General features: G+C 29.2%; 11 protein-coding genes. 9 read left to right on the forward strand and 2 right to left on the reverse strand.

The window, feature by feature from the left end; translation table 11 throughout:
* Positions 1-75: 75 nt before the first annotated feature.
* The 6 genes from C1715_RS14935 (at position 76) to C1715_RS14960 (ending at position 9,799) form a co-directional block, all read left to right on the forward strand.
* The gene (locus C1715_RS14935; protein ID WP_102401236.1) at positions 76-1,185 is read left to right on the forward strand and encodes a DUF5667 domain-containing protein; all 1,110 of its coding nucleotides are present in this window, start codon (positions 76-78) and stop codon (positions 1,183-1,185) included.
* Between the two features lie 531 nt (positions 1,186-1,716).
* Entirely contained in the window at positions 1,717-2,505 is a 789-nt protein-coding gene (locus tag C1715_RS14940) for an ADP-ribosylglycohydrolase family protein (RefSeq protein WP_102401237.1), read from the forward strand.
* A 37-nt stretch (positions 2,506-2,542) separates the two neighbouring features.
* The gene (locus tag C1715_RS14945) at positions 2,543-3,580 is read left to right on the forward strand and encodes a M42 family metallopeptidase (protein ID WP_102401238.1); all 1,038 of its coding nucleotides are present in this window, start codon (positions 2,543-2,545) and stop codon (positions 3,578-3,580) included.
* A 138-nt stretch (positions 3,581-3,718) separates the two neighbouring features.
* Positions 3,719-5,635 carry a sigma-54-dependent Fis family transcriptional regulator gene (locus C1715_RS14950; protein ID WP_102401239.1) on the forward strand — a complete coding sequence of 639 codons (1,917 nt, stop codon included), beginning with the start codon at positions 3,719-3,721 and terminating at the stop codon, positions 5,633-5,635.
* A 297-nt stretch (positions 5,636-5,932) separates the two neighbouring features.
* Entirely contained in the window at positions 5,933-7,099 is a 1,167-nt protein-coding gene (locus C1715_RS14955) for an iron-containing alcohol dehydrogenase (RefSeq protein ID WP_102401240.1), read from the forward strand.
* Between the two features lie 447 nt (positions 7,100-7,546).
* Positions 7,547-9,799 (forward strand): bifunctional dihydroorotate dehydrogenase B NAD binding subunit/NADPH-dependent glutamate synthase, encoded by a 2,253-nt coding sequence (locus tag C1715_RS14960; protein WP_102401241.1) that lies wholly within the window; start codon positions 7,547-7,549, stop codon positions 9,797-9,799.
* Between the two features lie 52 nt (positions 9,800-9,851).
* On the opposite strand, the gene C1715_RS14965 is transcribed toward C1715_RS14960, so the two are convergent.
* Complete coding sequence (locus C1715_RS14965) at positions 9,852-10,247, reverse strand: hypothetical protein (protein WP_102401242.1); 396 nt, start codon at positions 10,245-10,247, stop codon at positions 9,852-9,854.
* Positions 10,248-10,522: 275 nt separating this feature from the next.
* On the opposite strand from C1715_RS14965, the gene C1715_RS14970 reads away from it, so the two are divergent.
* The gene (locus C1715_RS14970) at positions 10,523-11,401 is read left to right on the forward strand and encodes a DNA-3-methyladenine glycosylase family protein (RefSeq protein WP_102401243.1); all 879 of its coding nucleotides are present in this window, start codon (positions 10,523-10,525) and stop codon (positions 11,399-11,401) included.
* 461 nt (positions 11,402-11,862) lie between these two features.
* Positions 11,863-12,600 carry a TVP38/TMEM64 family protein gene (locus tag C1715_RS14975; RefSeq protein ID WP_242971970.1) on the forward strand — a complete coding sequence of 246 codons (738 nt, stop codon included), beginning with the start codon at positions 11,863-11,865 and terminating at the stop codon, positions 12,598-12,600.
* Here the strand turns inward: C1715_RS14975 and C1715_RS14980 are convergent.
* Positions 12,593-13,219, reverse strand: a complete 627-nt coding sequence (locus tag C1715_RS14980) for a TIGR01906 family membrane protein (RefSeq protein ID WP_102401244.1) — start codon at positions 13,217-13,219, stop codon at positions 12,593-12,595. The two genes, C1715_RS14975 and C1715_RS14980, sit on opposite strands and share 8 nt — an antisense overlap.
* 432 nt (positions 13,220-13,651) lie before the next feature.
* Here C1715_RS14980 and groES point away from each other — a divergent pair, with 432 nt between their 5' ends.
* On the forward strand, positions 13,652-13,936 hold the full coding sequence (gene groES / locus C1715_RS14985) for a co-chaperone GroES (protein WP_102401245.1): 285 nt from the start codon (positions 13,652-13,654) through the stop codon (positions 13,934-13,936).
* Positions 13,937-13,954 lie beyond the last annotated feature (18 nt).

Genomic DNA, 13,954 nt, shown 5'->3' on the forward strand with positions numbered 1-13,954 from the left:
AAATTTATATTTTTATTTTATGACTGCGAAAGTTGAATAATTAATATTAAATTTTTATATGGGGAGGAGAAAAATATGAAAAAAATATGTATATTAACAATTACAGCTTTATTGGCTTTAGGAGGAGTCGCAAAGGCAGAGGAAATAGTGTCATATAAAGATAAAGCGGGCATAGCTCCGGATAGTATATTTTACAAGGTTGATAGAGCCTTAGAAGAAATAAGTTTAAATTTTACTTCTGATGAAAATAAAGCAGACAAGCTACTAAGTATTTCAGAAGAAAGACTTGGAGAAGTAGAAGTTATGGGTGAAAAGGAAGATAGTGAATTAGTACAGGAAACTCTAGAAGATTATAATGAAACTATGGAAGAAGTTCAAAATACAGTAGATGAATTAAAAGAAGAAAATGAAAATAATGCTAATGAAGAAGAAAATGAGGAAACTCAAGATGAAATAGATAAAGTGGAAGATGCTATTGCTAAAAATACAGAAAATTCTATAAAAGTTTTAGAAGGTGTAAAGGAAAAGTTACCAGAAAAGGCTAAAGCAAATATAGAGGCTGTAATAGAAATGCAAAAAAATAAAAAAGAAGCAGTAAGACTTATGGTGGAAAAAAGACATGAATTTAACGATGCTAAAGAGGCATATAATGAAGCGAAGGCTGTATTAGAAAATGCACAAGCTTCAGGTGATGCAGAAACTATAAAGAAAGCAGAAGAAGAACTTGAAAAAGCTGAAGAAGCACTTAATGTTAAAAAACAAGAGTTAGATGAAGCTATTGCCAAAAAAGTAGAAGCTGTTAAAGCAAAGAAAGGATTAAAAAAGGATAAAGAAGATAATGAAGATAAAAAAGATAATGAAGTAAAGGATAAAAATAATGAAAATAAAGTAGAGAGCAAAGTGAAAAATAGTGAACAAAATAAAGTAGAAGATAAGTCACAAAAGAAAGAACAGGTTAAGAAAATAGATAGAAATGAAATTAAATCAGGAGAAGATAATAAAAATACCCAGTCACAAAAAGGTAAAGGGGAAGAAAAAAAAGCTAGCATCAATAAGGTACAAGATAGTAATTTGAAAAATAGTGATGGTAAATCTAGTGAAACTTCAAAAGGAAATGTAAATAATAAATCTAATGTAAATAAAGAAAATTCTCAGGATAAAAATAAAAAAGATAAATCTAATTAGTGAAAAAGGATGCACCCGATTTAGGGTGCATTTTTAAATTGAAAATAAATTTGAATCATTAACAGAATGTTAACAATTATTCTCGCTATGTGGACAATAAATTTCCAGTACACCAATTATAATAAATATAACTATAAATGAGAAAAAGTCATAATATAATTTTAAAAATATATATTTATATAATAGAAACTTCTAGTGGCCAATCCCAAATGTAATTTATTATATAGACAAGTATAATTTAAATGTAAAGTACAGGGTTTTGAGGACTAGTCTCTATAGAGTTCAAAGTAAAGTTTTAAATTGTGGTGATATTTAACTAAATTTTTTAAATAAAGCATTTAAATAAAGTCTTTTATGGGGATTGGAGACTGTAAATTAGGGATTAATAAGAAGTATGTTCCTATAAAAATAAATGTATACGTGATTTTTTTTATTTATAGGATAAATATGATGAAAAAAATATAAATCTTAATGAGATTTATGAAAAAATTATTAAAAAACTAGAGATTATAAGGGGAGAGTGTTGTAAAAGTGATTGGTGCAATATCAGGGGATATAATAGGTTCAGTTTTTGAAAGAAAGAATATAAAAAGCAAGGAATTTCAATTATTTAGTCATTATTCAAGATTTACTGATGATACAGTATTAACAATTGCAACTATGGATTCCATATTGAATGGTAAATCTTTTACTAAAAGTTATAAAGAATGGTTTAGAAAATATCCTGATGTAGGATTTGGAGGGAGATTCTACACATGGGGGACCTCAGAAGATATTAAACCATATAATAGCTGGGGAAATGGTTCAGCTATGAGGGTGAGTCCTATAGGTTATGTGTATAATTCTATTGAAGAGGTTATGTTAAAAGCAGAGGAAAGTGCAGAAGTGACCCATAATCATATAGAAGGAATTAAAGGAGCTCAAGCTGTAGCTACTTCTATATATCTAGCAAAAACAGGCAATGGAAAAGAGGAAATAAAAAAATTTATAGAGAAAAGATTTAATTATGATTTAGATGAAAGTTTATACAGCATAAGGAAATGGTATGCATTCGATGTTTCTTGTGAAGGTAGTGTTCCTCAAGCTATAAGAGCATTTTTAGAATCTAAGGATTACGAAGATGCTATAAGAAATGCAGTTTCAATTGGAGGAGATAGTGATACTATTGCGTGTATGACAGGGGGAATTGCAGAAGCTTACTACAAAAAAGTTCCACAATATATTATTAGTGAAGTATATGGGATGTTACCGGAGGAAATGGTTAATATAGTTAAAAATTTTTATGAATCTGCTATCCCAGATGGGGGAAAAGTGTTATAATTACAATTGGAATAATGAAGATCAGGAGGGGAAAAGAATGGAGTTATCAATTAATAAAGAATATGTTTTAAACACAGCAAAAGAATTACTTCAATTCAATAGTCCAAGTGGTTTCTGTTTTGATATAATGAAAACTATTGAGGAAAGAGCAGAGAAATTTGGTTATACTTTTGAAACTAATAATAAGGGTTGTGGAATCATTACTGTGCCAGGTAAGAGTAATGATAAAGTAATGGGTTTATCTGCCCATGTTGATACTTTAGGTGCTATGGTTAGATCTATTACTTCTCATGGTACATTGAAATTTACTTTAGTTGGCGGACCTATAGTTCCTTCATTAGATAGTGAATATTGCCAAATTAGAACTAGAGAGGGTAAAACATATACTGGTACATTTTTAAGTACAAGCCCTGCTATTCATGTTTTCGCTGATAGTAGTTCAAAAAAACGTGATCCAGAAAATATGGAAATAAGAATTGACGAAGTAGTTAAATCTAAGGAAGATGTAGAAAAGCTAGGAATCTGTGCAGGAGATTATATTTTTATAGATCCTAAAACTACAATAACAGAAAGTGGATTTATAAAATCTAGATTTATAGATGATAAAGGTAGTGTTGCTTGTTTAATGGGATTACTAGAATTAATGAGCAGAGAAAAAATTACTCCAAATTATACAACTAAAATAATTATTTCTGTATATGAAGAAGTTGGACATGGAGCATCTAATATACCTTCAGATATAACAGAAATGATGTCTGTAGACATGGGATGTATAGGTGACGACCTTAATTGTACAGAATATGATGTTTCTATATGTGCAAAGGATTCAGGTGGACCTTATGATTATAACATGGTAACTCGTTTAGTTGAACTAAGCAAAGGGAATAAACTTGACTATGTAGTAGATATTTATCCTATGTATGGTTCAGATGTAGGAGCAGCGCTTCGTGGTGGTAATAATATAAGAGGAGCTCTTATCGGACCAGGAGTTCATGCATCTCATGGTATGGAAAGAACTCACTACAAAGCTTTTGAAAATACAATTAAATTAGTATACTTATATTTAACTAAATAAAATTAAATATACTTACTAAATATGTGGAAAATCTGCCTTTATTATAAACTTAAAGGCAGATTTTTATTTTTTTTAGAAATCTCCTCATTATGTTATAATTAATTTACTAATTCACAATTTATAAGTGAGGTATTAATTATGAATTATACAAAGCAATATGATAAAGATAATATAAATAGAATAATACAGCGTTCGCACATTAGAAGTGAAGAATATGGAATAGAAAAAGAAAGGATTAGCCCTAAAAAGATATTAAAGAGACATGAGATATCTAATAATATAAGAAATAACAGAGGGTTGCTAAAGATAGCTGCTCCTTTTATAAAGAAGATATATGAAATTGTGGCTGGTTCTGGCTTTTTATTAATATTGACAGACAGAGATGGATGTATACTAAACATAATAGGCGATAAGGATATGTTAAAAGCAGCTAAGGATATGGATATGGTTATAGGAGCTTATATGGATGAAAAGAGCATTGGAACTAATGCAATGGGTACAGCTATTAGTGAAGATATGGCTATTCAAATTTCTGCAAAGGAACACTTCATAAATGCTTATCATAGATGGACTTGTTCTGCAGCTCCCATTCACAATGAAAAAGGAGAAATTATTGGTACTTTAAATTTAACGGGGAAAAGCAGTGAAGTACATTCTCATACTCTTGGATTGGTTGTAGCATCGGTGAATTCCATAGAGAATGAGCTTAATAATAGAATTATAAATAATAAATTAGTAGAGGCATATAACTATATGAATACCATAATGGATGCTATGACTTATGGTGTAATAGCAGTAAATAATCATGGTATAATACAGAATTTAAATAAATTTGCTTGTAGAATATTTAATGTTAAAGAGGTAGAATGTGAAGATAAACCTGTAAGTATTATTTTAGATAATTGGAATGATATACTAAAAAAATGCCATACCAAAGAGGTATACAAAGAAAATGATGTAATTATAAGGGTTGGACAAAAGAAAGAGAGATATAGTGAAGATATACATCCAATTGAAAATGAAAGTGGTGAACTTATAGGAGTTGTAATAACTATAAAAGAAATTCAAAAGGTTTTTAATTTGGTTAATAAATACAGTGGAATGAACGCTAGATATACTTTTGATGATTTGATTTGTGAAGATAAAGAAATGAAAAGGATAATACAATTTGCCAAAACTATATCTTTAAGCCCATCTACAGTATTGATACAAGGGGAAAGTGGTACCGGAAAAGAGGTATTAGCGCAATCTATACATAACTACAGTACTAGAAAAGAAGGACCTTTTGTGGCTATAAATTGTGGTGCTATACCTAAAAATTTAATAGAAAGTGAATTATTTGGATATGAAGAGGGAAGTTTTACAGGAGGAAAAAAAGGGGGGAGACCTGGTAAATTTGAACTTGCCAATGGAGGAACTTTGTTTTTGGATGAAATAGGAGAGATGCCATTAGATATGCAAGTTAATCTTCTTAGAGTTCTTCAGGAGAGATGTGTAACCAGAGTAGGTGGCAGTAGGTATATACCTATAGATGTAAGAATAATAGTCGCTACCAATAAGGAATTGAAAAAGGAGATAGAAAAAGGAACTTTTAGAAGTGATCTTTACTATAGAATAAGTGTAATTCCTATTGAAATACCTCCTTTGAGAGAAAGGAAAGTAGATTTAGATATTTTACTTAAGCATTTCTTGAAAATTAAATCTTTTAAATTAAAAAGAAATATTCCTATTATAGATGAAAATTTATATAGAGACATAATGTCGTATAGTTGGCCGGGAAACGTTAGAGAACTAGAAAATTTTGTGGAAAATATAGTAAATTTAGGAGGAAACACATCATTTAACATAAAGCAAGAAACTATAATAAAACAAACACAAAATGACTTTGTGCTTGACAATTTAGATTATGCATGTTCGTTAGAAGAGTTAGAAAGAAGAGCTATAATAGCTTGTATGGAGAAATTTAAAGGCAATGTATCTAAATCAGCAAATACTTTAGGGATAAGTAGGAATACTTTATATACAAAGATGAAAAAATACAAAATAATGTTATAAATTTAATTTTTTTATACAAATAAATGAGTTTAATTTAACATAAATAAATGCAAAATGTGTTAAAAAAAATGACAATGTAATGAAATTTAACAGTGAATAAAATAAAAGTGTAATATTTTTTTACACTTTTATTTTATTCATTTTTTATGAAATGATTTAAAATTAACAAAACAGGGGTTTACATTGATATTTTTATGACAATACAATCTTGGCATGATAATTGCTAAGAATATAAGTATAGAAAATAAGCATAATAAACTATGTATAAACAAAGTATATAGGTAGGAGGAATGGAAAATGAGTAGATTTACATTGCCAAGGGACATTTATTTCGGAAATGGTTCATTAGAAACACTAAAAACTTTAAAAGGAAAAAGAGCCGTTGTAGTTGTGGGCGGAGGCTCAATGAAGAGATTTGGATTTTTAGATAAAGTAGAAGCTTACCTAAAAGAAGCTGGAATGGAAGTAAAATTAATAGAAGGAGTAGAACCAGATCCATCTGTTGAAACAGTTATGAATGGTGCTGCAGTTATGAGAGAATTCCAGCCAGATTGGATAGTTTCTATAGGTGGAGGTTCTCCAATAGATGCAGCCAAAGCTATGTGGATATTCTACGAGTACCCAGAATTTACTTTTGAACAAGCAGTTGTTCCATTTGGATTACCTGAATTAAGACAAAAAGCTAAATTTGTAGCTATACCTTCAACTAGTGGAACTGCTACAGAAGTTACAGCTTTCTCAGTTATAACAAACTATAATGAAAAGATAAAATATCCTTTAGCAGACTTTAATTTAACACCGGATGTAGCTATAGTAGATCCAGATTTAGCTCAAACTATGCCAGCTAAGCTAGTAGCACATACTGGAATGGATGCTTTAACACATGCTATAGAAGCATATGTTGCTACATTAAGATCATCTTTCTCAGATCCATTAGCTATGGAAGCTATAGAAATGGTAAAGGAAAATTTATTAAAATCATATGAAGGTGACAATGAAGCAAGAGATGAAATGCACATTGCTCAATGTTTAGCAGGAATGGCCTTCTCTAATGCATTGCTTGGAATAACTCATAGTATGGCACATAAAACAGGAGCTGTATTCCATATACCACATGGATGTGCAAATGCTATATTCTTACCATATGTAATAGATTTTAATAAGAAGGCTTGTGGAGAAAGATATGCTAAAATAGCTAAGAAATTAGGCCTTGCTGGAAATACTCAAGATGAGTTAATAGATTCATTAACAGATATGATAAGAGAAATGAATAAGAAGATGAATATACCATTAACTATGAAAGAATATGGTGTAACTGAAGAAGACTTTAAAGCTAACTTAGAATTTATATCAGAAAATGCAGTTGCAGATGCTTGCACATCATCAAATCCAAGAGCTATATCAGTAGATGAGATGAAGAAAGTATTTGAAGCTACTTTCTACGGAAATAAAGTAGAGTTTTAGTTTAAAATAAAAGGAAACCTCCCAAGTGGAGGATTTCTTTTTTAAAAAAATTATTATATAAATAGATAATATAGTATCTATTCGAAAAATCTATAATGAATTTTTTTATGTAAACAGGATTAAAAATTAGATAAAATATTAACTAAATGTTAACATGTTTTTATTAATCATTAGTTTACAGTTATCAAACCTCATACTCTTATGGTGAATGTAGTTCAAGTAAAATGTTAAAAAGTTATCGAAAAAACATTGTTTTTGTACATAATATGAAAAAACAAATTAAAAATAATTTAGAGTAGTTAAAGAAAAGTCTAAAAATTCAAATTTTAGAATTAACATTACAATAAAAATAACTTTATTAATGAAAAAATTGTGATATAATAAAACTAGTGTGTTTTTTTAATAAAAAATTTTAATAAAATTATAATAAAATATGGAGGAATTACCATGTTTAAGATAGTAGAGAAAAAATTATTAGCACCTCAAATTTATCTTATGAAGATACATGCACCAAGAGTTGCTAAAGCAGCACAGCCAGGACAATTTATAATCGTAAGAATGGATGAAAAGGGAGAAAGAATACCTCTTACTATTTGTGATTACGATGTACAAGCAGGAACTGTAACTATAGTATTCCAATCAATTGGTTGCTCAACTACAAGAATGGCTCAATACGAAGAAGGAGATAGCTTCGCAGATTTTGTAGGACCACTAGGTCAACCTTCAGAATACGTTCATGAAAATTTAGAAGAATTAAAAGAAAAGAAAATAGTATTTATAGCTGGCGGAGTTGGAACAGCTCCAGTTTATCCACAAGCTAAATGGTTACATGAGCGCGGAGTAGAAGTAGATGTAATCATAGGAGCTAAATCTAAGGATTATATGATCCTTGAAGATGAAATGAAATCAGTTGCAAATGTATATCCAGCAACAGATGATGGTTCTTATGGATATAAGGGATTAGTTACTAACTTACTAAAAGATCTAGTAGAAAATCAAGGTAAAAAGTACGATTTAGTTATAGCTATTGGACCTATGATAATGATGAAATTTGTATGTAAGTTAACTGAAGAATTAGGAATCAGAACAATAGTAAGCTTAAACTCTATAATGGTTGACGGAACAGGAATGTGTGGCGCATGTAGAGTTACTGTAGACGGAAAAACTAGATTTGCTTGTGTTGAAGGACCTGAATTTGATGGACATAAAGTTGATTTTGCAGAAGCAATGAAAAGACAAGGTATGTATAAATCACAAGAATGTGAAAAAACTGAAGAGTTTAATCAAAATTGTAAACTTCTAGATGAGAAAAAAGTAGATAGAATGAAAAGAACTCCAGTAAAGGAGCAAGATCCAAAAGTAAGAGCTACTAATTTTGACGAAGTATGTCTTGGATACGATGAAGAGGACGCAGTAAAAGAAGCATCAAGATGTTTAAACTGTAAGAATCCTCTATGTAGACCTAAATGTCCAGTTTCAATAGATATACCAGGATTTATTCAACATGTTAAAAATAGAGAATTTGCTGAAGCTGCAAAAGTTATAGCTAAATACAGTGCACTTCCAGCTGTTTGCGGAAGAGTTTGTCCTCAAGAATTACAATGTGAAGGAAAATGTGTTCTTGGAATTAAAGGTGAGCCTGTAGCTATAGGAAAACTTGAAAGATTTGTAGCAGATTGGTCAAGAGAGCACAATGTAGATTTATCAGAAACAGCTCCAAAGAATGGTAAAAAGGTAGCTGTAATAGGTAGTGGTCCTTCAGGATTAACATGTGCTGGAGATCTTGCTAAAATGGGCTATGACGTTACTATATTCGAAGCTTTACATGAAGCCGGTGGAGTTTTAGTATACGGAATTCCAGAATTCAGATTACCAAAAGAAAAAGTTGTTAAAGCTGAAGTTGAAAATGTTAAAAAACTAGGTGTTAAAATAGAAACAGACGTAATAGTAGGAAGAACTATTACTATAGATCAATTATTTGAAGAAGAAGACTTCCAAGCAGTATTTATAGGTTCAGGAGCAGGTCTTCCAAAATTCATGGGAATATCAGGAGAAAACTTAAATGGAGTTTTATCTGCTAATGAATTCCTAACAAGAAACAACTTAATGAAAGCTTTCAAAGAAGGATACGATACTCCAATTAGAGTTGGACAAAAAGTTGCAGTAGTAGGTGGCGGAAACGTTGCTATGGACGCAGCAAGAACAGCTTTAAGATTAGGAGCAGAAGTTCATGTAGTTTACAGAAGATCTGAATCAGAACTTCCAGCAAGAGTTGAAGAAGTTCATCACGCTAAAGAAGAAGGAATAATCTTTGACCTACTTACAAATCCAGTAGAAATAATTGGAGATGAAAATAACTGGGTTCAAGGAATGAAATGTATAAAGATGGAACTAGGTGAACCAGATGCATCAGGAAGAAGAAAACCGATAGAAATACCAGGATCTGAATTCGTGATGGATGTAGACACTGTAATAATGTCATTAGGTACAGCTCCAAACTCATTGATTCCTTCAACAACAAAAGGACTAGAAATTAATAAGAGAAGATGTATTGTTGCAGAAGAAGAAACTGGCGCTACTTCAAGAGAAGCAGTATATGCTGGTGGAGATGCTGTAACAGGTGCAGCTACAGTTATACTTGCTATGGGAGCAGGTAAAAATGCAGCAGCAGCTATAGATAAGTATTTAAGCGAAAAATAAATTATGTATAAAGCCTTGGGTTAAGTATAACCTAAGGCTTTTTATAATTTTATTAATACCAATATCCACCATGCCCATAATGAGGTCTTCTGCGCCTTCTACGCCTACCTATAAGTTCTCTAATTAGTAGTATTCTAAATAAGTCATTTAAGGCTCTTCTCCTACCATAATGACGTTTCCTATTATAATCTTTATGGTCATTATGTTCATACTCTTCGTCCATTTCTTCTAAGTGATCTTTAATATTTTCATACATATTTTCACAAGCTTCATCTAAGTCTTTATCACTTGGTGTATACATCCATCCATATTTTCTTTCCATCATGTCACAATGCATTATAACCATAGGATAAATTTTATGATAGATTCTAGGGTACATTCTCCTTAAATCTTCATGGTCATCATACATGTTCATGTAAGGCATGCAAGGCCAATAACAATTATACATAAAAGTCCTCCATAGAAATTTGCTCTTCCATAAAATTATATGATTTAGTTATAGATACTGTTACTAAAATTAGTTATTAAAGTATAGTAATAGTAAATCTGAGCTTAAGTATAAAACTCCTTTGAGAGTTTTAATAAAATATAAATTAATGGGTTGTCAACTAAGAATAAATACTACAATATATAGAATTTGCATGAAGCAAGCTTAAATTGGTATAATAAATACATGTGATTTAATATAAAAGCTGTAAATAGATATAAAGAGAAGGTGAAGATGTGGATTTTGAATATGTGGAAGAATTAAAGGATAGAATAATTATAAAAAATGTTAGAAATTTTGAACTTGCTCATGTATTTGATTGTGGACAGTGTTTTAGATGGATTCAGCAAGAAAACGGAAATTATATAGGAGTAGCTCTGGGAAGGGTAGCAGAAATAGAGAAATCAGGAAATGACATTATAATATACAATTCTAATGAAAGAGAATTTAAAGATATTTGGGCGGAATACTTTGATTTATATAGAGATTATGGAACTATAAAAGAAATTTTAAAAAGGGATCCAGTTTTAGAGGAAGCGGTGGAATTTGGAGATGGTATTAGAATATTAAAGCAAAATCCTTTTGAAATGCTTATCTCCTTTATAATATCTGCTAATAATAGAATACCTATGATAAAGAGAGCAATAAATAGTATAAGTAAGAAATACGGAGAAGAATTAGAGTATAAAGGACAAAAGTATTATACTTTTCCTACAATAGAAAAACTTCATGAAGCCACTATAGAAGAATTGGAAGAGTGTGGAGTTGGTTTTAGAGGAAAGTATATTGTAGACACAGTTGAAAAATTATATAAAGGTGAACTCAATTTAGAGGAAATAAAAAAATTAAATGATGATAAATGTCATGAAGAGATTCAAAAATTTGCTGGAGTGGGGCCAAAAGTAGGGGATTGTGTTATGCTATTTTCTATGCAAAAGTATTCAGCATTTCCTGTAGATGTTTGGGTTAAAAGAGCAATGCATTATTTTTATCTAGCGCCAGATGTATCTTTAAAGAAAATAAGAGAGTTTGCTAGAGAAAAATTTCATGAATTTTCAGGATTTGCTCAGCAGTATTTATTTTACTATGCTAGAGAAAATAAAATAGACATATAGTATCTTTGATTTATCAAGGCTTAATGGGCTTGAAAGGTGATTGGTCAAAAGGTTCGTCAAAAATAAAAGCGCTGGTAATATAATACCGATGCTTTTATTTTTATATTCTTAATATATTAGATAATCCCATGAATGTTTAAAAATATGTAAACTATTTTTAACTTATTATATTTAATTAAGTTATATAATACTTTGTAGAAGTGTAGTGAGTTTTAAAAATAGTATTAGTTATAAAGAAAGTCCGTATTTACATATAGAGTTGTAGCTAAAACTTAAAAAATTTAATATTAATTTTTAAAATATAAAGTATAGTATTCAGAAAAATTTCAAAACTATATAATAAGTAGAAGTATAATATTTACATATTAATTTATAAAAAATTTGCTTAAATAAAGTTGTTGATTTTATATAGATTGTTACGTTAGATAACTATGGGATAAATTATGTGGGTTAAGTCTATTATGAAAGTTGGAGAGCTTATGAAAAAAATAAATAGAAATTTGAGGAAATTTTTAGATTTTTTAATAAAATATAAAAAGACAACTGTGTCCATAATATTTTTACTTATATTTGGATATATATCCTATGAATATTATAAATATTTCAATATTTTAAAGGATCCAGTAAAGATAAAAAAAGCCATACTATCCTATGGAAATTACAGTGTATTAGTTTTTTTGATGTTACAAATAATTCAAGTGGTGGTTTTTTTTATACCAGGAGAAATAATACAAATTGCTGGGGGATACATATATGGAACTGTATTGGGGGGGGCATTTTCCATATTAGGCATATTAATTGGAAGTTTTATGGTTTATTATATATCTAGATATTTAGGAAGAGATCTAGTTCAGAAGATGGTCTCCAAGGATAAATTTAAGCTTTTTCATAAAATATTAGATGCAAGTAGTCATGTAAAGATTATATTTTTATTGTATTTAATACCAGGTATTCCCAAGGATGCCCTGGCGTATATATGTGGCATAGCGGATGTTTCCTTTAAGGATTTTATAATATTTTCTACCCTTGGAAGAATACCAGCTATATTTATATCTACATATTTTGGAAATAGAATTGAAGTTGGGGAGATAGGTTCTATTGTAGTTATATCTATTGTAGTGCTTATAATATTTATTATAAGCACCATTAAAGGTAATAGTATATTAAAAAAAATGTCAAAGAAAAAGAAAATTAATTAAGCTTTTTGCTAAAAATAAGCATTATTATGGAGTTTATGGATATTAATAATAGTATGAAAAAAAGACATAAAGCAAAAAAGCTTTCTGGAAGTATGTTTATAATTGGATCCTTTTCAGGAGAGAACATCCAATAATCATTTTTAAAAATAAGTTTATGAAAAATATCAAAACCCTTTTGAAAATTCATATAGACTAGAACTATAGCACCCATAAGACTTAATAGAAATGTAGAGGAAAGTTTTAAAGTTTCCTTTGTATTTATTAAGTTTTTATTTAAAAGTAAAAAATACATCCATAAAAAACCTAAATAGAATATATAAAAATTAGTGGTTATATTTTGAAAAATAGTTTTTACATCAATAAAGTGCATAATTCCTTCTTTAGAAGATGAAAAAGAAGGTAAATCTAATTCATTATTATTAGGATACATCAAATAATCTATTAGATAATTATAATTATTTTTTATTTCATTTTTTTCTAGAGACGAGGTGTTTTGAATTTGAAATTTATCAATGGAAAAATAGTAAATGGGTTTAAAATTTACAGTAAACAATATGCTCCATAAAATTATAATAAAACATATTAGAGTAGAAGTTATAATTTTGTAAATATTTTTCACTCAAAAGTCACCATCCTATGTGAATATAAAATATAGTATATAAGCTAATGAGTTGTAAGAAAACTCATATTTTATTATGTAAATAATACATTAAAATATACTTAAAGTATATAATAGATTCAATATTATTTAAAAAATTAGAAAAGCTTTATAGAAGATGCCCTGACACCTTCATTGTTCTTTGGAGGATGAAAGGGCTTTAATAAATATTAATTATTGTATAGAATAGATAAAAGAAGAAAAAGTATGAAAAATACAAATATATATTTATAAATCCATATATCGTGGTTAAAATGCCATTTTTAAGAAATTACGAGGTTTGATATTATCAACCTCATTAACTATCATAATAATTGTATTAGCACTCGATATTAATGAGTGCTAACAGATAATGATAAATAATATGTTTAAATATAATAAGGAGGGGTTTAAATGAATATTAGACCACTTGGAGACAGAGTTGTTATTAAAAGATTAGAAGCAGAAGAAACTACTAAAAGTGGAATAGTGCTACCAGGTTCAGCACAAGAAAAACCACAAATGGCAGAAGTTGTGGCAGTAGGTCCAGGAATGTGTAAAGACGGACAGAAAATCGAAATGGAACTAAAAGTAGGTGATAAAGTTATCTTCTCTAAATATTCAGGTAATGAAGTTAAATTTGAAGGAGAAGAATACACTATACTAAAGCAAGAAGATATATTAGCGGTAGTTGAATAATAAATATTATTGTAGTTA

This window comes from Haloimpatiens massiliensis (assembly GCF_900184255.1).
Taxonomy (GTDB): domain Bacteria; phylum Bacillota; class Clostridia; order Clostridiales; family Clostridiaceae; genus Haloimpatiens; species Haloimpatiens massiliensis.

What these genes read in the sequence shown, in the direction of transcription:
- C1715_RS14935 (WP_102401236.1), top strand. Translation starts at nt 76, where the DNA reads ATGAAAAAAATATGTATATTAACAATTACAGCTTTATTGGCTTTAGGA.
- C1715_RS14945 (WP_102401238.1), top strand. Translation starts at nt 2,543, where the DNA reads ATGGAGTTATCAATTAATAAAGAATATGTTTTAAACACAGCAAAAGAA.
- C1715_RS14950 (WP_102401239.1), top strand. Translation starts at nt 3,719, where the DNA reads ATGAATTATACAAAGCAATATGATAAAGATAATATAAATAGAATAATA.
- C1715_RS14955 (WP_102401240.1), top strand. Translation starts at nt 5,933, where the DNA reads ATGAGTAGATTTACATTGCCAAGGGACATTTATTTCGGAAATGGTTCA.
- C1715_RS14960 (WP_102401241.1), top strand. Translation starts at nt 7,547, where the DNA reads ATGTTTAAGATAGTAGAGAAAAAATTATTAGCACCTCAAATTTATCTT.
- C1715_RS14965 (WP_102401242.1), bottom strand. Translation starts at nt 10,247, where the DNA reads ATGTATAATTGTTATTGGCCTTGCATGCCTTACATGAACATGTATGAT.
- C1715_RS14975 (WP_242971970.1), top strand. Translation starts at nt 11,863, where the DNA reads ATGAAAGTTGGAGAGCTTATGAAAAAAATAAATAGAAATTTGAGGAAA.
- groES (WP_102401245.1), top strand. Translation starts at nt 13,652, where the DNA reads ATGAATATTAGACCACTTGGAGACAGAGTTGTTATTAAAAGATTAGAA.